This is a genomic window from Clostridioides sp. ZZV14-6153 (genome assembly GCF_020657855.1).
Classification (GTDB): Bacteria; Bacillota; Clostridia; order Peptostreptococcales; family Peptostreptococcaceae; genus Clostridioides.
This window is the reverse complement of sequence record NZ_JAGWCZ010000003.1, coordinates 196,676-218,660: the sequence shown is the minus strand read 5'-3', so window position 1 is coordinate 218,660 and position 21,985 is coordinate 196,676. Positions and strand designations below refer to the sequence as shown.

Annotated in this window: 24 protein-coding genes; 22 read left to right on the top strand and 2 right to left on the bottom strand. The window is 29.5% G+C overall.

Translation table 11 applies throughout. From position 1 onward, the window contains the following. Nucleotides 1–64: 64 nt before the first annotated feature. The 16 genes from KGF46_RS06430 to KGF46_RS06360 all read left to right on the top strand — a co-directional run bounded on the left by KGF46_RS06430 (nucleotide 65) and on the right by KGF46_RS06360 (nucleotide 13,354). On the top strand, nucleotides 65–490 hold the full coding sequence (locus KGF46_RS06430; protein ID WP_227861868.1) for a response regulator: 426 nt from the start codon (nucleotides 65–67) through the stop codon (nucleotides 488–490). Further along, nucleotides 483–1,880, top strand: a complete 1,398-nt coding sequence (locus KGF46_RS06425) for a histidine kinase N-terminal domain-containing protein (RefSeq protein WP_227828060.1) — start codon at nucleotides 483–485, stop codon at nucleotides 1,878–1,880. Before KGF46_RS06430 ends, KGF46_RS06425 begins: the two co-directional genes overlap by 8 nt. A 192-nt stretch (nucleotides 1,881–2,072) precedes the next feature. Further along, nucleotides 2,073–3,506, top strand: coding sequence for an ethanolamine ammonia-lyase reactivating factor EutA (gene eutA, locus KGF46_RS06420; protein WP_227861867.1), 1,434 nt, complete (start codon nucleotides 2,073–2,075; stop codon nucleotides 3,504–3,506). 17 nt (nucleotides 3,507–3,523) lie between these two features. Then, nucleotides 3,524–4,888, top strand: coding sequence for an ethanolamine ammonia-lyase subunit EutB (locus KGF46_RS06415; RefSeq protein ID WP_227828058.1), 1,365 nt, complete (start codon nucleotides 3,524–3,526; stop codon nucleotides 4,886–4,888). 12 nt (nucleotides 4,889–4,900) lie between these two features. Then, on the top strand, nucleotides 4,901–5,782 hold the full coding sequence (eutC, locus tag KGF46_RS06410; RefSeq protein WP_227828057.1) for an ethanolamine ammonia-lyase subunit EutC: 882 nt from the start codon (nucleotides 4,901–4,903) through the stop codon (nucleotides 5,780–5,782). A 19-nt stretch (nucleotides 5,783–5,801) separates the two neighbouring features. Then, the gene (eutL, locus tag KGF46_RS06405; RefSeq protein WP_003423987.1) at nucleotides 5,802–6,455 is read left to right on the top strand and encodes an ethanolamine utilization microcompartment protein EutL; all 654 of its coding nucleotides are present in this window, start codon (nucleotides 5,802–5,804) and stop codon (nucleotides 6,453–6,455) included. 9 nt (nucleotides 6,456–6,464) lie between these two features. Further along, nucleotides 6,465–7,172, top strand: coding sequence for a BMC domain-containing protein (locus tag KGF46_RS06400; RefSeq protein WP_227841653.1), 708 nt, complete (start codon nucleotides 6,465–6,467; stop codon nucleotides 7,170–7,172). 2 nt (nucleotides 7,173–7,174) lie between these two features. Next, complete coding sequence (locus KGF46_RS06395; RefSeq protein ID WP_227861866.1) at nucleotides 7,175–8,644, top strand: acetaldehyde dehydrogenase (acetylating); 1,470 nt, start codon at nucleotides 7,175–7,177, stop codon at nucleotides 8,642–8,644. Between the two features lie 79 nt (nucleotides 8,645–8,723). Beyond that, a complete protein-coding gene (eutM, locus tag KGF46_RS06390; RefSeq protein WP_003428692.1) occupies nucleotides 8,724–9,011 on the top strand; it encodes an ethanolamine utilization microcompartment protein EutM in 288 nt (95 codons plus the stop codon). 126 nt (nucleotides 9,012–9,137) lie between these two features. Further along, the gene (locus KGF46_RS06385; RefSeq protein WP_227861865.1) at nucleotides 9,138–9,899 is read left to right on the top strand and encodes a cobalamin adenosyltransferase; all 762 of its coding nucleotides are present in this window, start codon (nucleotides 9,138–9,140) and stop codon (nucleotides 9,897–9,899) included. Nucleotides 9,900–9,911: 12 nt separating this feature from the next. Continuing rightward, nucleotides 9,912–10,541, top strand: a complete 630-nt coding sequence (eutD, locus tag KGF46_RS06380; RefSeq protein WP_227839443.1) for an ethanolamine utilization phosphate acetyltransferase EutD — start codon at nucleotides 9,912–9,914, stop codon at nucleotides 10,539–10,541. Nucleotides 10,542–10,648: 107 nt separating this feature from the next. Further along, nucleotides 10,649–11,374, top strand: a complete 726-nt coding sequence (locus KGF46_RS06375; RefSeq protein WP_227839442.1) for a TIGR02536 family ethanolamine utilization protein — start codon at nucleotides 10,649–10,651, stop codon at nucleotides 11,372–11,374. Between the two features lie 12 nt (nucleotides 11,375–11,386). Continuing rightward, on the top strand, nucleotides 11,387–11,659 hold the full coding sequence (locus KGF46_RS06370; protein WP_227839441.1) for a EutN/CcmL family microcompartment protein: 273 nt from the start codon (nucleotides 11,387–11,389) through the stop codon (nucleotides 11,657–11,659). Continuing rightward, a complete protein-coding gene (locus KGF46_RS20005) occupies nucleotides 11,652–11,777 on the top strand; it encodes a hypothetical protein (RefSeq protein ID WP_255640451.1) in 126 nt (41 codons plus the stop codon). The genes KGF46_RS06370 and KGF46_RS20005 overlap by 8 nt, the downstream gene beginning before the upstream one ends. A 10-nt stretch (nucleotides 11,778–11,787) precedes the next feature. Next, nucleotides 11,788–12,879, top strand: coding sequence for an ethanolamine utilization protein EutH (eutH, locus tag KGF46_RS06365; RefSeq protein ID WP_227861380.1), 1,092 nt, complete (start codon nucleotides 11,788–11,790; stop codon nucleotides 12,877–12,879). Between the two features lies 1 nt (nucleotide 12,880). Beyond that, complete coding sequence (locus tag KGF46_RS06360; protein WP_227828049.1) at nucleotides 12,881–13,354, top strand: cupin domain-containing protein; 474 nt, start codon at nucleotides 12,881–12,883, stop codon at nucleotides 13,352–13,354. 87 nt (nucleotides 13,355–13,441) lie between these two features. Here the strand turns inward: KGF46_RS06360 and KGF46_RS06355 are convergent, their stop codons facing one another. Both KGF46_RS06355 and KGF46_RS06345 read right to left on the bottom strand, forming a co-directional pair. Beyond that, on the bottom strand, nucleotides 13,442–15,040 hold the full coding sequence (locus KGF46_RS06355) for a peptide chain release factor 3 (RefSeq protein WP_227861870.1): 1,599 nt from the start codon (nucleotides 15,038–15,040) through the stop codon (nucleotides 13,442–13,444). 459 nt (nucleotides 15,041–15,499) lie between these two features. Further along, a complete protein-coding gene (locus tag KGF46_RS06345; RefSeq protein ID WP_227861869.1) occupies nucleotides 15,500–17,095 on the bottom strand; it encodes a recombinase family protein in 1,596 nt (531 codons plus the stop codon). A gap of 352 nt (nucleotides 17,096–17,447) precedes the next feature. Here KGF46_RS06345 and KGF46_RS06340 point away from each other — a divergent pair, with 352 nt between their 5' ends. The 6 genes from KGF46_RS06340 to KGF46_RS06315 all read left to right on the top strand — a co-directional run bounded on the left by KGF46_RS06340 (nucleotide 17,448) and on the right by KGF46_RS06315 (nucleotide 21,983). Continuing rightward, nucleotides 17,448–17,624, top strand: a complete 177-nt coding sequence (locus tag KGF46_RS06340) for a hypothetical protein (protein WP_227828064.1) — start codon at nucleotides 17,448–17,450, stop codon at nucleotides 17,622–17,624. A gap of 218 nt (nucleotides 17,625–17,842) precedes the next feature. Then, nucleotides 17,843–18,973 carry a 1-propanol dehydrogenase PduQ gene (locus KGF46_RS06335; RefSeq protein WP_227828063.1) on the top strand — a complete coding sequence of 377 codons (1,131 nt, stop codon included), beginning with the start codon at nucleotides 17,843–17,845 and terminating at the stop codon, nucleotides 18,971–18,973. A 241-nt stretch (nucleotides 18,974–19,214) separates the two neighbouring features. After that, nucleotides 19,215–19,565, top strand: coding sequence for a BMC domain-containing protein (locus KGF46_RS06330; RefSeq protein WP_169466896.1), 351 nt, complete (start codon nucleotides 19,215–19,217; stop codon nucleotides 19,563–19,565). A gap of 7 nt (nucleotides 19,566–19,572) precedes the next feature. Next, a complete protein-coding gene (locus KGF46_RS06325) occupies nucleotides 19,573–20,022 on the top strand; it encodes a EutP/PduV family microcompartment system protein (protein WP_227828062.1) in 450 nt (149 codons plus the stop codon). A 145-nt stretch (nucleotides 20,023–20,167) separates the two neighbouring features. Further along, nucleotides 20,168–20,593, top strand: a complete 426-nt coding sequence (locus KGF46_RS06320) for a response regulator (RefSeq protein WP_227861868.1) — start codon at nucleotides 20,168–20,170, stop codon at nucleotides 20,591–20,593. Then, nucleotides 20,586–21,983, top strand: a complete 1,398-nt coding sequence (locus tag KGF46_RS06315) for a histidine kinase N-terminal domain-containing protein (protein ID WP_227828060.1) — start codon at nucleotides 20,586–20,588, stop codon at nucleotides 21,981–21,983. The genes KGF46_RS06320 and KGF46_RS06315 overlap by 8 nt, the downstream gene beginning before the upstream one ends. The last annotated feature ends 2 nt before the right edge of the window (nucleotides 21,984–21,985 follow it).

Here is a 21,985-nt window from a genome sequence, read left to right as displayed (position 1 = left end):
TAAAAACATAAAAATATATATAAAACTATTTTAAGAAGATTTAATCTTTAAGTGAGGTAGGAACATGGGGAAAAAAATACTATTGGTTGATGATGAACCACTGTTAAGGATGGATATAAAAGATGTCCTAGAAAATAATGGTTATGAAATAATAGGAGAAGCATGCGATGGGTTTGAAGCTGTTGAAATGTGTAAAAAACATAAGCCTGATTTAGTTATAATGGATATAGAAATGCCAATTCTTGATGGTATAAAGGCAGGTAAAATAATATGTAAGGAAAATCTAGCAGGTGGAGTACTTTTATTAACTTCATTTGAAGATAAAGAATACATAGAAAAAGCTAAAAGTATAGGTGCTTATGGATATTTAGTAAAGACAGCAAGTGAAAAATCACTTATACCAACTATAGAAATGTGTTTAAATAAAGTAAATGAATTTGAAAGAATGAAAAAAGATTTAGAGAAAGTAAATTCTAAATTAGATGATTAATACGATAAAAAAAATAGCAATTACACAAACATACTTAAATAAAAATGAAATTGAAAAAATTATAGAAGTATCAAAATCCTTAGATTTAATGGCTAACTTTTATGAGGCTGATGTTTTTATAGATGTATTAAGTAAATGTGATGATGAAGCAATTGTGGTGGCACATGGTAGACCTAAAGAAAAGTCATTATACTGTGAAAATGTTATAGGAAAAAAAGCTCTAATTGAAAATGAACCAGGAGTTATAAAGTGCTTAAAGACTGGAGAAAGAGCACGAGATATTAAGGCTTTAACACAAGAATATAAACTGGTTAAACAGAATATTCAACCAATAACATTGGATGACAAAATTCTAGCAGTATTAATAGTTGAAAAAGATATAAGTAGTGAAGTTAAAAATGAGTTTGACACTAACGAAGATGAAGAAAATAAAAATTCACATCAGTTTATAAAATTGATAGAAAATAATGACTTTTTAGTTGATAATTTAAATTCTGCTATACTTATATTTGATAAAAATGGAAAGCTGAAAATTAAAAATCGTATTGCAACTGACATGTATAAAAGTATTGGGTTTGAATGTGATATACAAGATATGCATTACAACGATTTATACATAGAGCATACAGTGTTTGAAGATATATTGATAGATGAGAATTATGATGAAACAAATGAAGTTTCAATAGGTAATATGTTTTTTAAAATAAAAACCATATACATCAAAGATGATGAATTTAAGGTTTGTAAAATAGTACAAGATATAAGTGATTTAAAACGAAAAGAAGAAGAACTAATTTTAAAAACAGTAGCTATAAGAGAAACTCATCATAGAGTAAAAAACAATCTTCATACAGTAATATCTATAATAAAAAAACAAAGTAGATTGTCTCAAAACGAGGAAGTTAAACAATGTCTAGATAATATAACAAATAGAGTGTTTGCAATTCTTTCAACTCATTACTTATTATCTAAGGAAATCGATAATAATATATCTATATTAGAAGGTATAAATTTATTAGTATCAAATATTCAAGGCGGATATCTGTTTAATAAAGATATCGATATATGTATAACAGGTGAAGACTTTAAAATTAGTGGAGAAAAAGCAACAGCCATACTTTTAGTTATAAATGAAGTACTACAAAACTGTTATGACCATGCTTTCAAGAATAGAGAACGTGGTAATATACAGATATTAGTAAATAAAGATAATGGTTTGAGAAATATCGCTATTATAGATGATGGAATTGGATTTGATAGTGATAATATAAATAAAAATAGTTTAGGAACATATATAATAGATAGTTATATAACTCAAATGCTAAAAGGAAGTATAAAAAGAAAGAGCAGTAAAAATGGAACCGAAGTGTTAATTACTATACCTACATAAATTAATATTAGATAATAACTCATCTACAAAGTAGTAGTTTTAATTGAGCAAAGAGGCTTAAAGTTATTAATAGATTAAGTTAATTAAATATATTTATAAAACTTATAAATATATTTGATTTAACAAATATTTATTATAGCTTTAAGCCTCTTTGCTTGTTTAAGACATACTTAAATTTTAGGAGGTGAGAAAATGAGAGAAGAATTATTAAGTGTTGGTATTGACATTGGGACAAGTACTACTCAATTGATTTTTTCTAAATTAATAGTAGAAAATACTGAATCAAATTTTTCGGTATCTAGGATAAGTATAGTAGACAAGGAAATTATTTATAAAAGTAAAGTTTATTTTACTCCTCTTATTTCAAACAAAGAAATAAATGGACAACAAATAAAAGAAATAGTTGAAAATGAATATAAAAAAGCAAATATATCTAAAGTAGATATACATACAGGAGCAGTAATAATAACTGGTGAAACAGCTAGAAAAGAAAATGCAAATGATGTACTTCATACTTTAAGTGGATTTGCTGGAGACTTTGTCGTTGCAACAGCAGGACCTGATTTAGAAAGTATAATATCAGGAAAAGGAGCAGGGGCTCATATTTATTCAAAAGAACATTCAACTACAATTGTAAATATAGACATAGGTGGGGGAACTAGTAACATAGCTTCATTTAAAAGGGGAGAAGTAACTGATACTGGGTGTTTGGATATAGGTGGAAGGCTTATAAAGGTAGATAAAGCAAGTAAGAAGATAACTTATATTTCGCCTAAAATAGATAAAATCATAAAAGATAATAACTTAAATCTTCAAGTAGGAACTGTAGCTACAATAGAAAATACAAAACCAATAGTTAATATAATGGTTAATTTATTAATGGAAAGTATAGGATTAAAATCTCAAACGCCTTTATTTGATTTTATAATAACTAATAAGTCGATAAGTATAGATGAAAAAATTAAAAATGTTTCATTCTCAGGTGGAGTAGCAGATTATATTTACTACAATGGAGAAGTAAAGGATTATTTTGAATATGGTGATTTGGGAATTTTACTTGGGCAAGCAGTAAAAAATTGCGAATACCTTAAAAAAGTAAATGTAGTCAAATCAATAGAAACAATAAGAGCAACAGTGGTTGGTGCAGGTTCTCACACTACTGAAGTAAGTGGAAGTACAATAACCTACACTAGTGAGTCATTCCCAATTAAAAATTTACCAGTTTTAAAATTATCAGTTGATGAAGAGATTGGTACTTCAAAACAAATTAGTGAATCCATAGAAAATAAACTTAACTGGTTTAAATTGGAAAATGATTTACAGAAAGTTGCTATAGCTATGATAGGCAAGAAAAATCCTACTTTTTTAGATATACAAGAGTATGCTAAAGGATTTGTAGATGGAATGAAACAAATTATAGAAAATAATTTGCCTTTTGTGGTAATCGTTGAAAATGATATGGCAAAGGTGCTAGGTCAAGCAATATATGCATTATTGAACTATAAAAAAGATATTGTTTGTATTGATAGTGTAAAGGTTGAAAATGGAGATTATATTGACATTGGAAAACCTATAGTTGAAGGTAAGGTTTTACCTGTGGTAATAAAAACATTAGTTTTTAATTAATAGAAGGGGGTAAGTAAATGATTTTAAAGACAAAATTATTTGGACGTACTTATCAGTTTAAAGGCTTATATGATGTAATGGCTAAAGCTAATGAAGAAAAATCAGGAGATAAATTAGCAGGTCTTGCAGCACAATCAGCTGAAGAAAGGATAGCAGCAAAAGTTGTTTTATCACATATAAAACTAGAGGATATAAGAAATAATCCTGCAGTAGCATATGAAGAAGATGAAGTAACAAGAATAATACAAGATGCTGTAAATGAAAAAGTTTATGCAGAAATAAAGGACTGGACAGTATCTGAACTTAGAGAATGGTTATTAGATTCAAATACTACAAGTGCTGATATAAGAAGAATATCAAGAGGGTTAACTTCTGAGATTATCGCAGCAGTTGCAAAACTAATGTCAAATATGGACTTAGTTTATGCTGCTAAGAAGATAAAGGTTACAGCCCACTGTAATACAACTATAGGAGAACATGGAACATTATCAGCAAGACTTCAACCTAATCATCCAACAGATGACCCAGATGGAATACTTGCATCGCTTCTTGAAGGTCTAACTTTTGGTATAGGAGATGCAGTGCTTGGATTAAACCCAGTTGATGACTCGGTTGAAAGTGTTACTAAAGTATTAAAAAGATTTGAAGAGGTAAAGCAAAAATATCAAATACCAACTCAAACATGTGTATTAGCCCATGTTACTACACAAATGGAAGCGATAAGAAATGGTGCTCCTGCAGATTTAATATTCCAATCTATAGCAGGTTCTGAAAAAGGAAATGAAGCATTTGGATTCAATGGCGATACTATAGAAGAAGCTAGACAATTAGCTTTAAAACACGGAACAGCTACAGGACCTAATGTCATGTATTTTGAAACTGGACAAGGTTCAGAATTATCTTCAGAAGCACATCATGGAATAGACCAGGTTACTATGGAAGCTAGATGCTATGGATTTGCTAAAAAGTATGAACCATTCTTAGTAAATACAGTTGTTGGATTTATAGGACCAGAATATTTATATGATGCTAGAGAAGTTGTAAGAGCAGGACTTGAAGACCATTTTATGGGTAAATTACATGGATTACCAATGGGTGTTGATGTTTGCTACACTAACCATATGAAAGCTGACCAAAATGATATGGAAAACTTAGCTATATTACTAACAACAGCAGGATGTACATACTTTATGGGAATACCTCATGGAGATGATGTTATGCTTAACTATCAAACAACAGGATACCATGAAACAGCATCACTTAGGGAAATGTTTGGACTAACAGCAATAAAAGAATTTGATGCTTGGATGGAAAAGATGGGATTCTCTAAAGATGGTAAATTAACAGATTTAGCGGGAGACGCATCTCTATTATTAGGATAGGAGGTATTTAGTATGAATGAGAAGGATTTAAAAGCATTAGTAGAACAGTTAGTTGGACAAATGGTTGGAGAATTAGATACTAATGTTGTATCTGAAACTGTTAAAAAAGTGACTGAAGTTGTAATAGATAATGATGCTTGTATAGATGACATAACAGAAGTTGATATAAGAAAGCAATTACTAGTAAAAAATCCAAAGGACGCAGAAGCTTATTTAGATATAAAGTCTAAAACGCCTGCAAGAATAGGTATAGGAAGAGCTGGTACTAGATATAAAACAGAAACAGTTTTAAGATTTAGAGCAGACCATGCTGCTGCACAAGATGCTGTTTTCTCTTATGTAGATGAAGAATTTATAAAAGAAAACAATATGTTTGCAGTAGAAACTTTATGTAGTGATAAAGATGAATACTTAACAAGACCAGATTTAGGAAGAAAATTCTCTCCAGAAACTATAAATAATATAAAATCTAAACTTGGAACAAATCAAAGGGTTTTGATGTTAGTAGGAGACGGGCTTAGTTCAGCAGCTATAGAAGCAAACTTAAAAGACTGCGTGCCAGCTATAAAACAAGGTCTAAAAATGTACGGAATAGATTCAAGTGAAATTTTATTTGTTAAACATTGTAGAGTTGGTGCTATGGACCACTTAGGTGAAGAATTAGGTTGTGAAGTTATATGTATGTTGGTTGGAGAAAGACCAGGATTAGTTACTGCTGAATCAATGTCAGCATATATAGCATATAAGCCATATATAGGAATGGCAGAAGCAAAGAGAACAGTTATATCAAACATTCACAAAGGTGGAACAACTGCAGTTGAAGCAGGTGCTCATATAGCTGAACTTATAAAAACTATGTTAGATAAAAAAGCTTCAGGAATAGACCTTAAATAAAGTCGAGGGAGTGTAGAATATGAAAAACGATGTAATTCGTCCTAATATATTAGGAATTAAGATAATTTCAAATATAAGTCCAGAAATGGCACAAAAACTAGAACTAAAATCACATCACAAAAGTTTAGGTTTAATAACTGCAGACTGTGATGATGTTACATACACAGCTCTTGATGAAGCAACTAAAGCTTCAGAAGTTGATGTTGTGTATGCAAAATCAATGTATGCAGGTGCTGCAAATGCTTCAACAAAGCTTGCTGGTGAAGTACTAGGGATAATAGCAGGACCAAGTCCAGCAGAAGTAAGAAGTGGTCTAAATGCAGTAGTTGATTTTCTAGAATATGGAGCAACTTTTATAAGTGCAAATGATGATGATTCAATAGCATATTATGCTCACTGTGTATCAAGAACAGGTACATACCTTTCAGAAGTAGCAGGAATAAGAGAAGGTGAGGCATTAGCTTATTTAGTAGCACCGCCACTTGAAGCAATGTATGCGCTGGATGCAGCAATGAAGGCAGCAGATGTTAAGATGTGCGAATTATTTGCACCTCCAACTGAAACAAACTTTGGTGGAGCATTACTTACAGGCTCTCAATCGGCCTGTAAAGCAGCATGTGATGCATTTGCAGAAGCAGTAAAATCAGTTGCAGATAATCCAACAGGATTCTAGGATAATTAAATGGATGCTGTAGGCTTAATAGAAGTAATAGGATATGTTGCTGCAATCGAAGCTTCTGATGCTTGTTTAAAATCTGCAAATGTTAATATCTTAGAAATTGATAAGGTTGGAGCAGGCATTGTTACTTTAACAATATGTGGAGATGTTGGTGCTGTTAAATCAGCTCTAGAAGCAGGTGAAATAGCAGTTTCTAGAATTGGTACATTAAGAGCATCACATATTATACCAAGAATACATAATGAAGTAACCGATGCTTTATTTAAAAATAAAGAACCTAAAGTCTGTGAAGTTTCAGAAGATACAGAGGAAAACTTTGAAATTACATTAGAAATAACTGATAATGTATCGAAAAATTTATCGGAAAAAGATAATGTAATTTTAGATGGCACTGAAAATAGTGAAAATAATAATGAAAAACTATATAGTGATATAAATAAAATTAACAAAGAAATTGAAGTAGTTGATGATAGTTTAACAGAAACTAATGAGGAAAAAATAGAAAATACTAATGATAATAAAGAAATATTAGAACAAGTCAAAATAGAAAATTCTGATTTTGATAGAGATGATTTATCAAAGAACAGCGTGAAAAAACTTAAAGCTATGGCTAAGAAATTAGACTCTTCAATAACTTATAAAGATTTAAATGTTCTTAAAAAAGAAGAATTGATAAACTTAGTTAAAAAACTTAGCAGAGGGGATAGATAGTTATGACACTTTTAGATAAAGATTTGGTATCTATACAAGAAGTCAGAACTCTTGTAAAAAGAGCTAAAGTGGCTCAAGAGAAACTTTCTAAAATGAGCCAAGAGCAAATAGATAAAATAGTAAAAGCTGTTGCAAATGCAACATTTAATAATGCTACTAAATTAGCTAAAATGGCAAATGAAGAAACTGGATTTGGAAAATGGGAAGATAAAGTAATTAAAAATACTTTTGCATCTATGGGAGTTTATGAAACTCTAAAAGATACAAAAACTATTGGCATAATTGGTGAAGATAAAGAAGCAAATACGATAGATATAGCTATACCAGTTGGAGTTGTGGCAGGTCTTATACCTTCAACAAACCCAACATCAACAGTAATATACAAAACTATAATATCTTTAAAGGCAGGAAATACTATAGTTTTCTCTCCACATCCAAATGCAAAAAAATGCATACTTGAAACAGTTAATATAATAAGTGATGCAGCTATAAAAGCTGGAGCTCCAGAGGATTCAATATTATGTATAACTAATCCAAGTATAGTTGGAACTAATGAATTAATGAAACATAAAGATACAAACTTAATATTAGCAACTGGAGGAGAAGCAATGGTTAGAGCTGCTTACTCTTCAGGAACACCAGCTATCGGAGTTGGACCTGGAAATGGACCAGCATTTATAGATAAATCAGCAAATGTTAAGTTAGCAGTCAAAAGAATAATAGATTCTAAAACTTTTGATAATGGTGTTATATGTGCATCAGAACAATCTATAGTAATAGAAAAATCTATGGAAGAAACTGTTTTAAAAGAACTTAAAAATCAAGGTGCGTATATTTTAAATGAAAAAGAAAGTGAGAGATTAGCAAAATTCATATTGAGAGCTAATGGTACTATGAATCCACAAATAGTTGGTAAGAGTGTTGAGGTAATATCAAATTTAGCAGATTTAACAAATGTACCTAAAAATACAAAAGTTCTCGTTGCAAGAGAAAATAAAGTTGGTCATAATGTAGCCTATTCAAGAGAAAAACTTACGCCAATACTAGCGTTCTATGTTGAAGAAAATGTAGAGGCTATTATGAATAGATGTAGAGAAATATTAATAAATGAAGGTGCAGGTCATACCTTCTCAATGCATGCAAATGATGAAGAGTTGGTAAAGAGATTTGCTCTTAACATGCCAGTATCAAGAATACTTGTGAATACTCCTTCAGCACTTGGAGGAATAGGTGCATCAACAAACCTTGTGCCAGCACTAACACTTGGTTGTGGTGCAATAGGTGGAAGTTCAACTTCAAACAATGTAGGTCCACTTGATTTAATAAATGTTAAAAGAGTAGCTTATGGAATCAAAGAAATAGAAGAACTTGGAAGAGATACATCTCAAGTTGAAAAATCAATGTTTGACTCAATTGATAAAGAAGAATTAATAAATCTTCTAGTTCAAAGATTAGTCAAAGAACTAGCATAACTAAAACAAACAATGAAATTTATAGCTATAAATTTCTAAAAATAAAAACTATAAAATTAAATTTTTGGAGGATAAGATTATGGCAAGTACAAACGCATTAGGAATGATAGAAACTAAAGGATTAGTAGGAGCGATAGAGGCAGCAGATGCAATGGTTAAAGCTGCAAATGTACAATTAGTAGGAAAAGAACAAGTAGGTGGAGGATTAGTTACTGTAATGGTAAGAGGAGATGTTGGAGCTGTTAAAGCTGCTACAGATGCTGGAGCTGCAGCTGCTGAGAGAGTTGGAGAACTAATATCAGTTCATGTTATACCAAGACCACATTTTGAAGTAGATGCTATATTACCAAAAGTATCAGCTGAGTAATATAAAAGCAATTTTAAAATTCAAATTTTGATTAAAAAAGAGGCTATCTCAAAAATGAGTCTTACTAATAAACTCAATGTATTTTGAGGTAGCCTTTTTTATACATCTAATAGGAGATGTGATAAAATGGGTGTTTTAACAGAAAACGAAATAAAAAGAAAAATAGGAAAAAACAAAGGCAATGTAACTGAATTTTATATAGAAAAAGGACAAATAATAACTCCTTCTGCAAAATCTTATTTAACTGAGAGAAGTATTGAACTCAAATATATTGATAAGATTTCAGATATAAATAATGAACCCAAAGAAGTTATAAAAGAAGTAGTTAAAGAGAAAATGTATAAATATACTACTGTATTTGGTGCTAAATTGGATGAAAAACCAGAACATATGACTCAATTAAATGGGAATCTTTTAGTTTTTAAAGACCATAAAAGAATAATATTGAGGGGAAAAATAGATTCTCTTGAATCAGAAATACTAAAAGCACAGATTCTTTGCCAAAAACTAGGTATGCCAAAGCTTGTTAAGGAATTACAAGAGGTATTAGACTTTGTAAGAAATATAATGAGATGTGAGGTTTTAGAAGAAAAACTAGAAGATTTTAAACTTTTAGGATTGACTCCACAAGAACTTAGAGAACAATCTCACTATCCTAAAAAATACTTTGGTATAGGACATGAGTTCCCAAGTTATGAAATGGGAGAAGTAGTAGTAGCTATAAATAGTATAAGAAGCAATACACGAGAGGTTGAACTTGCAGCTTACGAAGCATTTAAAGGTGAGTACGGAAATGTTCAAAGAGAAGATTTAATAAAGGCACTTAATAGATTATCGTCAGTATTTTGGATAATGATATATAAAGTTAGAACTAATAAGTATAAGTAGTTGGAGGACGCAATGGAGAGTCTATTAAATGAAATAGTAGAAGAAGTAATAAATAGAGTTAAAAAAGAAGCATTCATAGAAGTTGAGGCATCAGGAAGACACGTTCACTTAAGTAGAGAAGATGTAGATAAATTATTTGGTAAAGGATATACTCTTACAAAATTAAAAGACTTATCTCAACCAGGTCAATATGCTTGTAAGGAAAGAGTCACAATAACTGGTCCTAAAGGAAGTATAAAAAATGTAGTTGTACTTGGGCCATGTAGAAATGAAACTCAGGTAGAAATATCTTTAACAGATGGTTCAACTCTTGGATTAAAAGCTCCTATAAAACAAAGTGGAGACTTAGAAGGTACTTTAAGTATTAAAATATCAACACAACATGATGAAGTTGAACTTGATAAGGGGTTAATGGTTGCTAAAAGACACATACACATGACTCCTAAGGATGCTGAAAAATTCAATGTATGTGATAAAGAAATAGTTGAAGCTAAGGTAATGGGTCAGAGACCTTTAACATTTGATGATGTAGTAATAAGAGTTAGTGACATCTTTAAAACTTACATGCACATAGATTATGATGAAGCCAATGCATGTGGCTATTCAAAAGGGACTGTTGCTAAAATAATAAAGAAAGCATAAATTAATTTAACTTCTAATTTCATTTACTATATACAATGTTGGAAGTATTAAAAATACATAAAAGTATGAAAGATGAATATAGAAAATACCTCTAGGGAGGATTAAATATGAATTATGATGACCTTGTAAATCTAATAATAGAAGAAGTTTATAAAAAAATAAACAATAATGAATTGAAAGTATCTAGTAAACCTAAAGCTGTAATTGTATTTGAACAGGATAGTAGTAAATTTAACTTATTAAAAGATGAATTTGAAATAGTTGAATTTGATAGAAGTACAAAAGAGTGTGAAATAGTGATAGTTTCGAAACTTTGTATGAGAGGATTATCAAACATAGCACTTGGGAATTCAACAAGTGAAGAAGAAAGATTTATACTAAAAATGATTATGAAGGGTAAGAAAGTATATCTCTTAGATGAAGGAATTGAATACAAAAAATATAAGGATACTGCACCAAAAGCATTATATAAGAAGTTTATGTTCTTTGAAGATGAAATATGTAAATTTGGTGTAGAAATTATAAAAGACTTAAATACTATAAATAAAAATAAGTTAAGTATAAAAAGTGAAGTATCAAGTGCTATAGTTTCTAAAAAAGAAAATACAAAAGCTTTAAATAAAGATATAGAAAGTCTAAACAATGTAGAAAGTATGAAGATAGATACTGAATTTAGTTTAGATTTAAGAAATAAAAAACTTATATCAGAAGCTGACTTAAGAAAACCAACTATAAATGGAGTTAAAAATATACTAGTTAATAAAAAAAGTATAATAACGCCATTAGCTGTAGACTTTATGAAAATACACCATCTCAAACTAAAGAAAGTGTAAGGAGGTAATTTTATGGATATAGGAAAAGTTGTAGGTAATGTTTGGGCCACAAGAAAAGATGAAAAATTATGTGGTCAAAAACTTTTAGTTGTAAAAATTTTAAAAACTAAAGACACGTACAAGGAAGGCTTCATGGTTGCAGCCGATAATGCAGGAGCAGGAAATGGAGACTTAGTTCTTATATCCAAAGGTTCCTCAGCTAGAGAATCGATTGAAAAAGTTCATGTTCCAGTAGATGCAACGATAGTTGGAGTAGTCGATTCATTTGAAGTGTTTGATGAATAAAAGTATAGGCACTATAGAGTTTAAAAGTATAGATAAAGGTATAGAAATTAAATTCACAATATATAAGACTGTAATATCATCAGTAGACAGTCAAATAATAAAAAATCTAATAAAATAATGGGGGAACTATGAGTATAAATGAAATTATAATCTATGTAATGGTAGTCTTCATGGTACTTGGGGCTATAGATAAATGTATAGGTAGTAAATTTGGTCTTGGAGAACAATTTGAAGAAGGTATAATGGCAATGGGTTCACTTGCAGTTGCAATGGTAGGTGTTATATGTCTAGCACCAGTTCTTGCTGATGTATTAAGACCAATTGTAGTACCAGTGTTTGATATGCTTGGAGCTGACCCAGCTATGTTTGCTGGAAGTTTGTTAGCTAATGATATGGGTGGTGCACCACTTGCACTTGAGCTTGCAAAAGACCCTAATGCTGGATTATTTGGAGGATTAATAGTAGGTGCTATGATGGGACCTACAATAGTGTTTATAATACCAGTTGCACTTGGAATAATTGAAAAAGAAGACCAAAAATTCTTAGCAACAGGAATACTTGCAGGGATAATAACAATACCTATTGGAGCATTTGTTGGTGGATTAGTTGCAGGATTTGAAGTAATGATGGTTCTTAGGAACTTGATACCAATAATAATATTTGCAGTCGTTATAGCACTTGGATTATTGAAATTTGAAAATGCTATGATAAAAGGATTTACATATTTTGGAAAGGGTGTAGTGATAGTTATAACTTTAGGACTTGCTGCTGCAATAGTTGAAGCCTTAACAGGGATAGTTGTAATACCTGGAATGAAGCCAATAGGTGAAGGTATAGAAATAGTTGGAGATATTGCAATAGTTTTAGCAGGAGCATTTCCATTAGTATTTGTTATAACAAAGGTATTTAATAAACCATTAATGGCTTTAGGAAAAGTTCTTGGAATGAATGATGTATCAGCTGCAGGGCTTGTTGCAAGTTTAGCTAACTGTATACCAATGTTTGGTATGATGAAAGATATGGATAATAGAGGAAAGATAATAAACATAGCATTTTCTGTATCAGCAGCATTCGTATTTGGAGATCATTTAGGATTTACAGCAGGATTTAATGCTAATATGATAACACCAATGATAGTTGCTAAATTAGTTGGTGGTATAACAGCAGTCTTATTAGCTATGGTTATAGCAAGTAAGACATTAAAGAAGGAGAATGTATAAGATGGATATAGCAAATATAGATAAAAACTTAATTGAAACATTAGTAAGACAAATAATAGAAGAAAAAATAAATGGAACTAAAGATACTGTAGATTTTGTTAGAAATAAAGATGTTAGTGGAATAACTTCTATAAAATTACCAACTGTAAAGGTTAGTGAATCTGATAGATTAGATACAGGAAACCCAAGGGATGTAGTTTACACAAAAGATTTATTTACATTAGAGGAAAGCCCAAGATTAGGTTGTGGTATGATGGAAATGAAGGAAACAACTTTTGACTGGACTCTAAACTATGATGAAATAGATTATGTAATAGATGGAACTTTAGATATAGTAATAGATGGAAGAAAGGTTTCTGCTTCTTCAGGTGAGTTAATATTTATACCAAAAGGAAGTAAAATACAATTTTCTGTACCTGATTATGCTAGATTTATATATGTAACATATCCAGCAGATTGGGCATCTCAAAATTAACAAGAAACTGAATTAAGTTAATAATAATCAAATAAATAATTCCCCCTACGTTTAAAAATAGACGTAGGGGGATTAACATTTATTTTTTTATAAAGAAGTTTCTCTTAAAACTAAATTTTCATTTCTCTCAATTAGATGTCTAATAGACCATTCATTTTGAAATAACAATACTGGATTGCTATTTTTATCTTCAACTAATATTGTATCCATTGGTGTTGAAAGCTTATCCGATTTAAAAGTATCAGGTTCAATCCAACGTATATAACGATAAGGTAGTGTGTTCATTATCATATCAACACCATATTCTTGTTTTAGACGATATTCTAAAACTTCAAACTGAAGAACTCCAACTACTCCTACAATAAGTTCTTCCATACCAAAATTAGGTTGTTTGTATATCTGTATAGTACCTTCTTCTGATAATTGTGTAAGTCCTTTTAAGAACTGTTTTCTTTTAAGAGCATTCTTTGTAGATACTCTTACAAAATGTTCAGGAGCAAATTGTGGTATGCCAGTGTACTGTAAATTTGATTTTTTTTCACTTAATGTATCACCAATATTAAATATTCCTGGATCATGTATCCCTATAATGTCTCCTGGATAAGCTGAATCTATTATAACACGGTCTTGTGCTACAAACTGTTGAGGTTGTGAAAGTTTAACCTTTTTGTTTCTTTGTACATGAGTTACTGTCATACCTTTTTCAAATTTACCAGAGCAAATTCTTAAAAATGCAATTCTATCTCTATGAGATTTATCCATATTAGCTTGAATCTTAAATATAAATCCTGAGAAGCTATTAGAATTAGGGTCAATATCACCTAAATTACTGCTACGAGGATTTGGCGGAGGTGTTATTTCTAGAAACGATTCTAAAAATGGTTCTACACCAAAGTTAGTAAGGGCACTTCCGAAGAACACAGGTGTCAATTCACCATTTAATACTCCGTCTAAATTAAAATTATCTCCAGCAATATCTAAAAGTTCAATATCTTCTAGTAGTTTTTCATGAAGAGCATCACCTAATAAAGTATTAAATTTTTCATCAGATATATCTCCAGTTGTAGACTTAGCAATAGATTGTCCATGGTTACCATCATCAAATAGTTCAACTTGGTTTTTATGACGATTAAACACACCTTTGAACTCTTTACCAGAACCAATTGGCCAGTTTACTGGGCAAGAGCGAATTCCTAGAACATTTTCAATATCTTCAAGTAGTTCAAAGGGATCCTTTCCTTGACGGTCCATTTTATTTATAAAAGTAAAAATTGGTATTCCTCTCATTTTACAAACTTGGAATAATTTCTTTGTCTGATCCTCGACACCTTTAGCAGAGTCAATAACCATTACTGCACAGTCTGCTGCCATAAGAGTCCTATAAGTGTCCTCACTGAAATCTTGATGCCCTGGAGTGTCAAGAATATTTATACAAAAGTTATTATATTCAAATTGAAGAACACTTGATGCAACAGATATACCTCTTTGTTTTTCAATTTCCATCCAGTCAGATACTGCACGTTTTTGAGATCTTCTTGATTTAACCGATCCTGCTTCACGAATGGCACCACCATATAATAGAAACTTTTCAGTTAATGTAGTTTTTCCTGCATCGGGATGGGAAATGATTGCAAAGGTTCTTCTTCTTTTAACTTCATCAATCAAGCTTAAATTTTGTTCTGTCATTTTTTATCATCCTTTATTTTAATTTTACGATTATCCAAATATAAACAATTATATTTATTAATAGTTTTAAAATGAACATAATTTTCCATATGCTATAAAAAACTACAATCCTATTAATATTATAACTTTATTGCAAAACTGTCAATATAGAAACCTTTATTTCACACTCAATTGCACTCTCAAGAGACTCATCTTTTTCAACTTTACCACCAGGAAACTCCCGCATATTTGGAAGACTCATTTGTTGGGATATTAAAGCACATAATATTTCATTATATTCATTATTAAATCATGGAATAACCAGTATTAGAGCATTAAATCATTTGGAGTAAGAATAGAGGATGATATGATAAAAGAGTTAGAATCTAAATGGATGTATTTAAACAAAAAAATAGATTAATTTCTAAAGTTGCACTTTTATAGAAAGGGCATCTGCCATCACTACAGAAGTGCGACCTATCAGACAACAGAAACTAAGTCATCCATGTCAGCACCCATATAAACAATACTAAGAGCACCACTAGAACTATCCCAAACTATAGAATCAACAAGAGTAGAAAGCAATAACTTCTTATTATCCAGATTAGCATTATCAACCATATCATTAAACTTTTCTAAATTACTAACAACAATATCTAAATTAACACTGGCATTTTTAATATCAACACTTTTATCTTCTAAGTTTCTAAACCTAATCCTTAATTCTTCAATTTCATTATTTAAACTTTCAATCTGAGAGATAATATAATCAGAAGCAACACTACCAGTATTTTTAGCAAGCTCCATAACCAAATTCCCAATGCTCTTTTCCTTATCCTCAATAGAATTCCTAAATAAATCAATCTCATTTTTAACGCTATTTGATACATCATCAACTTTAATCTTATTTTCATGAAAAGCATCTATAATAGATTCAACATTACAATTTTTAATTCTTTCAATAATAATATCTTCAACTAAAGGCCCATTAAGATTTTTACAATTACAGGCATCAACACCGAGATTCTTTTTAGTACCACATACATAATAATACTTTAATTCTTCATCAGTTCGTTTACCTTTATAAGTAATTCTCATATTAGAACCACACTTAGAACATTTTAAAAGTCCTGATAATAAAGCAACTTTACCAGTAGCAGTTCTTGGACTCTTATCACGATTAGCATCAAGTAAACCTTGAACTTCAAGCCAAGTAGTAGAATCTATAATTCCTTTATGTTTAGCAATAGCTGCTATAGGTGTAGATGTATTTTTAGCATAAGTAAGTATTCCACATTCATTATCAGGAGTACCGATAACTTCCATATTGTTATTTCTAAGATATTCTACAACAACATCATTAGCTTTCACATAAGCAGGACTTCTAAGTATACCAGATAATGAACTAGGGTCAAATTTACCACCACGAGGACCCTTTATTCCATTGTGATAAACATATTTGTATAATTGAGATAGAGACCTAAGTTCTAGATACTTAGCATAAACTATTTTAACAACTTCCATTTCACCATCACTAACTTCTAACTGATACATGCTTCTTTCTTTTAGGTTTTCATCTAAGTATTTAATCTTTTTACTGCTAAATCCATGAGGAGTTTTGCCACCTAGCCATCTTCCAGTACGAGCAAGTTCATACATATTATCTTTTATACGTTCAGCTATTGTTTCTCTTTCAAGCTGTGCAAATACACTAGATATAAACATCATAGCTCTTCCCATTGGGGTAGAAGTGTCAAATTGCTCTTTGATAGATATAAAAGATATATCTAGTTTATTTAGTTTTTCTATTAAAGTAGAGAAGTCAGATACATTTCTTGATATTCTATCTAATCTATAGCACACAAGATAATCAAACTTTTTTGCTTTCGCATCTTGCATCATTTTCTTAAATTGAGGTCTATCTATATTACCACCGCTAAAGCCTTCATCTTCATATATTAAAAAATCTTTTATACCAACAGACTTAGCATAGTCCATACATAGTTGTATTTGATTTTCTATAGATTCACCTTTACCAGTAAACTTTGATTTTCTTGAATAAATTGCAGCTTTCAAAATTAAAACCTCCTATAAGTTAGGTAGTTATTTATATTGTATTCAATGCTAAAAAAATACCATAACTTTTAACAATATCATAAATCTATTCTTTATAATATATGACTATTTATTTCTTTTATTTCTTTGCTTTTTAAATTCTAAATCAGTTTTATCAGTCTCTTAGATTTTACTTCTATATCACGAAAAATCTAGTAAATAATCAGCAGATACATTAAATTTAGTACTTAGTTGTATCAGGACAAATCTATAACTTCATAAACTAATATAAAAAGTTATAATCTAAATGATTTTATAAGGAAGAATTTTTAAAATTAAGCCTTATAGCAAAAACTTTGTAGGAGGTTTGTGTATGGAAATCAAAGTTATAGAGATTTTTCCTAAAGATGAGGCTAAACTTAATGAAATAGAAATGGCTAAAGCTAGATGGTTTGTAAATATAGTAAGCAAAAAATATTCTAAAGAAGTTTTGGATAAAGCTTTTAATACTTTAGAAGAAGACTTAAAAGTAAGTAAAACTGATGCATAAATTTCGATTATTGATTTAGAAAATTAAAGATTAAATATAAAAAAGAGATATACAAATGAGAAAATATCTAGATGTATTTTATATACTATTAACTTGACATTAGATTAATCAAATAGTATATTTTAATATAACACAATGAAGTGTTAAAAGAGCAAAGGAGCTCCATAGATTTTATCTATGGAGCTTTTTTGTGCATTGAATTTAAGGAGGAGATAAATTTGAATAACTTTGAAATTAAAACCAAAATAAAATTTGGAGAAGGAGCATTAAAAGCACTACAAGAATTAAAAGATAAACATGTATTAATAATAACAGACCCATTTATGGTTAAATCAAAAACAATAGATAAAATAACATTTAACTTAATAAATTCAACATATCAAGTTTTTGAAGAAATAGTACCAGACCCACCAATAGAAACAATAGTAGCAGGAGTAGAAAAATTTAAATCTATGAATCCAGATATAATAATAGCATTAGGAGGAGGTTCTGCTATAGATGCTGCAAAATCTATAATGGATTTTTCTAAAAAAATATTAAATGCTAATGATATAGAATTTATAGCAATACCAACAACAAGTGGAACAGGTTCAGAAGTAACATCATTTTCTGTAATAACAGATAATCAAAAAGGGTGTAAATATCCATTAGTAAGTGATGATTTACTTCCAAATATGGCAATACTAGACCCAGAACTTGTAAAAACTGTACCAAATTTTATAACAGCAGATACAGGTATAGATGTATTAACACATGCAATAGAGGCTTATGTATCCACAAATGCTAATGATTTTTCTGATGCACTTGCTGAAAAAGCTATAAAATTAGTATTTAAGTATTTATTAAAAGCATACAAAGATGGAAATGATATAGAAGCTAGAGAAAAAATGCACAATGCATCTTGTTTAGCAGGTATGGCATTTAACCAAACATCACTTGGTATAAATCATTCTATAGCGCATGTATTAGGCGGAAAATTTCATATACCACATGGAAGAACAAACTCAATATTACTTCCACATGTTATAGAATATAATTCATCAATAATAGGATATACCAACATAGCTTACTCAGATACAGCTATAAAATATGCACAAATAGCAGAATTAGTAGGGTTTGGTAATGGTAATATAAGAATAGCTGTTAAAAACTTAGTAAATGAAATAAAGAAACTGCAAAAAGAAATGAATATGCCAACTAAATTGACACAGTGTAAATTAAGTCTAGAAGATATAATTAATGAAGAGAGAGAAATAGCAAGGCTTGCCATAAAAGATACTTGTACATTAACCAACCCTAAGGTACCAACTGAAGAGGATATAATAAACATATTAAATAATATTAAATAACTACATTTTATTACATGTAAACATAATATTATACAAATAGGGAAAATGTTTTTAAAAATATAAATTATATATTGACAAATATAAAGCAGAAAACTATAATAAAGGTATCACAAAGGTGTGATATTTTAGTAAAAAAGCAATGGAGCTTCTTAGGAATATTAATATTATTCTTATGGAGCTCCTTTTATTTTTAGCAAGTAATTTTTTAATAAACTATACTTAAAGAAAGCAGGGAATAAATTTGGCTGAAGAATCTAAGCAAAGAGTTATTCAAGAATATGTTCCTGGAAAACAGGTTACATTGGCACATATAATAGCCAATCCTAATGAAGATATATATAAGAAATTAGGATTAGTGCTTGATAAAAAAGATGCGATAGGAATACTCACAATAACACCAAGTGAAGCATCAATAATAGCAGCAGATGTTGCTACAAAATCTTCAAATGTATCTTTGGGGTTTATAGATAGATTTAGTGGTTCTGTAGTAATATCAGGTGATGTAAGTTCTGTAGAATCAGCATTAAATGATGTTTTAGAAGTTTTAGGAAATATGTTGAACTTCTCATCTACTAAAATAACAAGGACATAATAATACAATGAAAAATATAATTTTTATGGGAAAAACAGGAAGTGGTAAAACCACTTTGTGCCAAAAACTAGACCAATTGGAATTGAAATACAAGAAAACCCAATCAGTAGAACTTTACAATGATGCAATAGACACTCCAGGTGAATATATGGAAAATAGAAGCTTGTACAATGCATTGATAACAACATCTGTAGATGCAAAAATTATAGCAATAGTATATGATGCTACACAAGAAGAAAATTATATAGCACCAGGATTTGCAAGTATGTTTTGTAAAGATGTAATAGGAATTATAACCAAAATAAATATGTCTACTGAAGATGAAATTAATATAGCTTATGAACGATTATCACTAGCAGGAGCAAGTCAAATATTTAAAATAGATACAATTGATGGTATAGGACTTGAAAAATTGTTTGAATATCTAGAAAAATCTAAAAAAATAGACGAAATTTAGGGGAAAATATTTTTTTAACTCAAAAATATGATAGAATTAAATTAAACAGAGAGTTAAATAAAATATAAATTTAGCATTTTATAAAAACATAAAAATATATATAAAACTATTTTAAGAAGATTTAATCTTTAAGTGAGGTAGGAACATGGGGAAAAAAATACTATTGGTTGATGATGAACCACTGTTAAGGATGGATATAAAAGATGTCCTAGAAAATAATGGTTATGAAATAATAGGAGAAGCATGCGATGGGTTTGAAGCTGTTGAAATGTGTAAAAAACATAAGCCTGATTTAGTTATAATGGATATAGAAATGCCAATTCTTGATGGTATAAAGGCAGGTAAAATAATATGTAAGGAAAATCTAGCAGGTGGAGTACTTTTATTAACTTCATTTGAAGATAAAGAATACATAGAAAAAGCTAAAAGTATAGGTGCTTATGGATATTTAGTAAAGACAGCAAGTGAAAAATCACTTATACCAACTATAGAAATGTGTTTAAATAAAGTAAATGAATTTGAAAGAATGAAAAAAGATTTAGAGAAAGTAAATTCTAAATTAGATGATTAATACGATAAAAAAAATAGCAATTACACAAACATACTTAAATAAAAATGAAATTGAAAAAATTATAGAAGTATCAAAATCCTTAGATTTAATGGCTAACTTTTATGAGGCTGATGTTTTTATAGATGTATTAAGTAAATGTGATGATGAAGCAATTGTGGTGGCACATGGTAGACCTAAAGAAAAGTCATTATACTGTGAAAATGTTATAGGAAAAAAAGCTCTAATTGAAAATGAACCAGGAGTTATAAAGTGCTTAAAGACTGGAGAAAGAGCACGAGATATTAAGGCTTTAACACAAGAATATAAACTGGTTAAACAGAATATTCAACCAATAACATTGGATGACAAAATTCTAGCAGTATTAATAGTTGAAAAAGATATAAGTAGTGAAGTTAAAAATGAGTTTGACACTAACGAAGATGAAGAAAATAAAAATTCACATCAGTTTATAAAATTGATAGAAAATAATGACTTTTTAGTTGATAATTTAAATTCTGCTATACTTATATTTGATAAAAATGGAAAGCTGAAAATTAAAAATCGTATTGCAACTGACATGTATAAAAGTATTGGGTTTGAATGTGATATACAAGATATGCATTACAACGATTTATACATAGAGCATACAGTGTTTGAAGATATATTGATAGATGAGAATTATGATGAAACAAATGAAGTTTCAATAGGTAATATGTTTTTTAAAATAAAAACCATATACATCAAAGATGATGAATTTAAGGTTTGTAAAATAGTACAAGATATAAGTGATTTAAAACGAAAAGAAGAAGAACTAATTTTAAAAACAGTAGCTATAAGAGAAACTCATCATAGAGTAAAAAACAATCTTCATACAGTAATATCTATAATAAAAAAACAAAGTAGATTGTCTCAAAACGAGGAAGTTAAACAATGTCTAGATAATATAACAAATAGAGTGTTTGCAATTCTTTCAACTCATTACTTATTATCTAAGGAAATCGATAATAATATATCTATATTAGAAGGTATAAATTTATTAGTATCAAATATTCAAGGCGGATATCTGTTTAATAAAGATATCGATATATGTATAACAGGTGAAGACTTTAAAATTAGTGGAGAAAAAGCAACAGCCATACTTTTAGTTATAAATGAAGTACTACAAAACTGTTATGACCATGCTTTCAAGAATAGAGAACGTGGTAATATACAGATATTAGTAAATAAAGATAATGGTTTGAGAAATATCGCTATTATAGATGATGGAATTGGATTTGATAGTGATAATATAAATAAAAATAGTTTAGGAACATATATAATAGATAGTTATATAACTCAAATGCTAAAAGGAAGTATAAAAAGAAAGAGCAGTAAAAATGGAACCGAAGTGTTAATTACTATACCTACATAAAT

Bases quoted from the DNA above. Each gene is read 5' to 3' on its own strand.
- KGF46_RS06315 (WP_227828060.1), top strand. From the start codon at position 20,586: ATGATTAATACGATAAAAAAAATAGCAATTACACAAACATACTTAAAT.
- KGF46_RS20005 (WP_255640451.1), top strand. From the start codon at position 11,652: ATGAATAAAAGTATAGGCACTATAGAGTTTAAAAGTATAGATAAAGGT.
- eutC (WP_227828057.1), top strand. From the start codon at position 4,901: ATGAATGAGAAGGATTTAAAAGCATTAGTAGAACAGTTAGTTGGACAA.
- eutM (WP_003428692.1), top strand. From the start codon at position 8,724: ATGGCAAGTACAAACGCATTAGGAATGATAGAAACTAAAGGATTAGTA.
- KGF46_RS06355 (WP_227861870.1), bottom strand. From the start codon at position 15,040: ATGACAGAACAAAATTTAAGCTTGATTGATGAAGTTAAAAGAAGAAGA.
- KGF46_RS06325 (WP_227828062.1), top strand. From the start codon at position 19,573: ATGAAAAATATAATTTTTATGGGAAAAACAGGAAGTGGTAAAACCACT.
- KGF46_RS06415 (WP_227828058.1), top strand. From the start codon at position 3,524: ATGATTTTAAAGACAAAATTATTTGGACGTACTTATCAGTTTAAAGGC.
- KGF46_RS06370 (WP_227839441.1), top strand. From the start codon at position 11,387: ATGGATATAGGAAAAGTTGTAGGTAATGTTTGGGCCACAAGAAAAGAT.
- KGF46_RS06385 (WP_227861865.1), top strand. From the start codon at position 9,138: ATGGGTGTTTTAACAGAAAACGAAATAAAAAGAAAAATAGGAAAAAAC.
- eutD (WP_227839443.1), top strand. From the start codon at position 9,912: ATGGAGAGTCTATTAAATGAAATAGTAGAAGAAGTAATAAATAGAGTT.
- eutA (WP_227861867.1), top strand. From the start codon at position 2,073: ATGAGAGAAGAATTATTAAGTGTTGGTATTGACATTGGGACAAGTACT.
- KGF46_RS06360 (WP_227828049.1), top strand. From the start codon at position 12,881: ATGGATATAGCAAATATAGATAAAAACTTAATTGAAACATTAGTAAGA.
- eutL (WP_003423987.1), top strand. From the start codon at position 5,802: ATGAAAAACGATGTAATTCGTCCTAATATATTAGGAATTAAGATAATT.
- eutH (WP_227861380.1), top strand. From the start codon at position 11,788: ATGAGTATAAATGAAATTATAATCTATGTAATGGTAGTCTTCATGGTA.
- KGF46_RS06395 (WP_227861866.1), top strand. From the start codon at position 7,175: ATGACACTTTTAGATAAAGATTTGGTATCTATACAAGAAGTCAGAACT.
- KGF46_RS06375 (WP_227839442.1), top strand. From the start codon at position 10,649: ATGAATTATGATGACCTTGTAAATCTAATAATAGAAGAAGTTTATAAA.
- KGF46_RS06320 (WP_227861868.1), top strand. From the start codon at position 20,168: ATGGGGAAAAAAATACTATTGGTTGATGATGAACCACTGTTAAGGATG.
- KGF46_RS06425 (WP_227828060.1), top strand. From the start codon at position 483: ATGATTAATACGATAAAAAAAATAGCAATTACACAAACATACTTAAAT.
- KGF46_RS06430 (WP_227861868.1), top strand. From the start codon at position 65: ATGGGGAAAAAAATACTATTGGTTGATGATGAACCACTGTTAAGGATG.
- KGF46_RS06340 (WP_227828064.1), top strand. From the start codon at position 17,448: ATGGAAATCAAAGTTATAGAGATTTTTCCTAAAGATGAGGCTAAACTT.
- KGF46_RS06400 (WP_227841653.1), top strand. From the start codon at position 6,465: ATGGATGCTGTAGGCTTAATAGAAGTAATAGGATATGTTGCTGCAATC.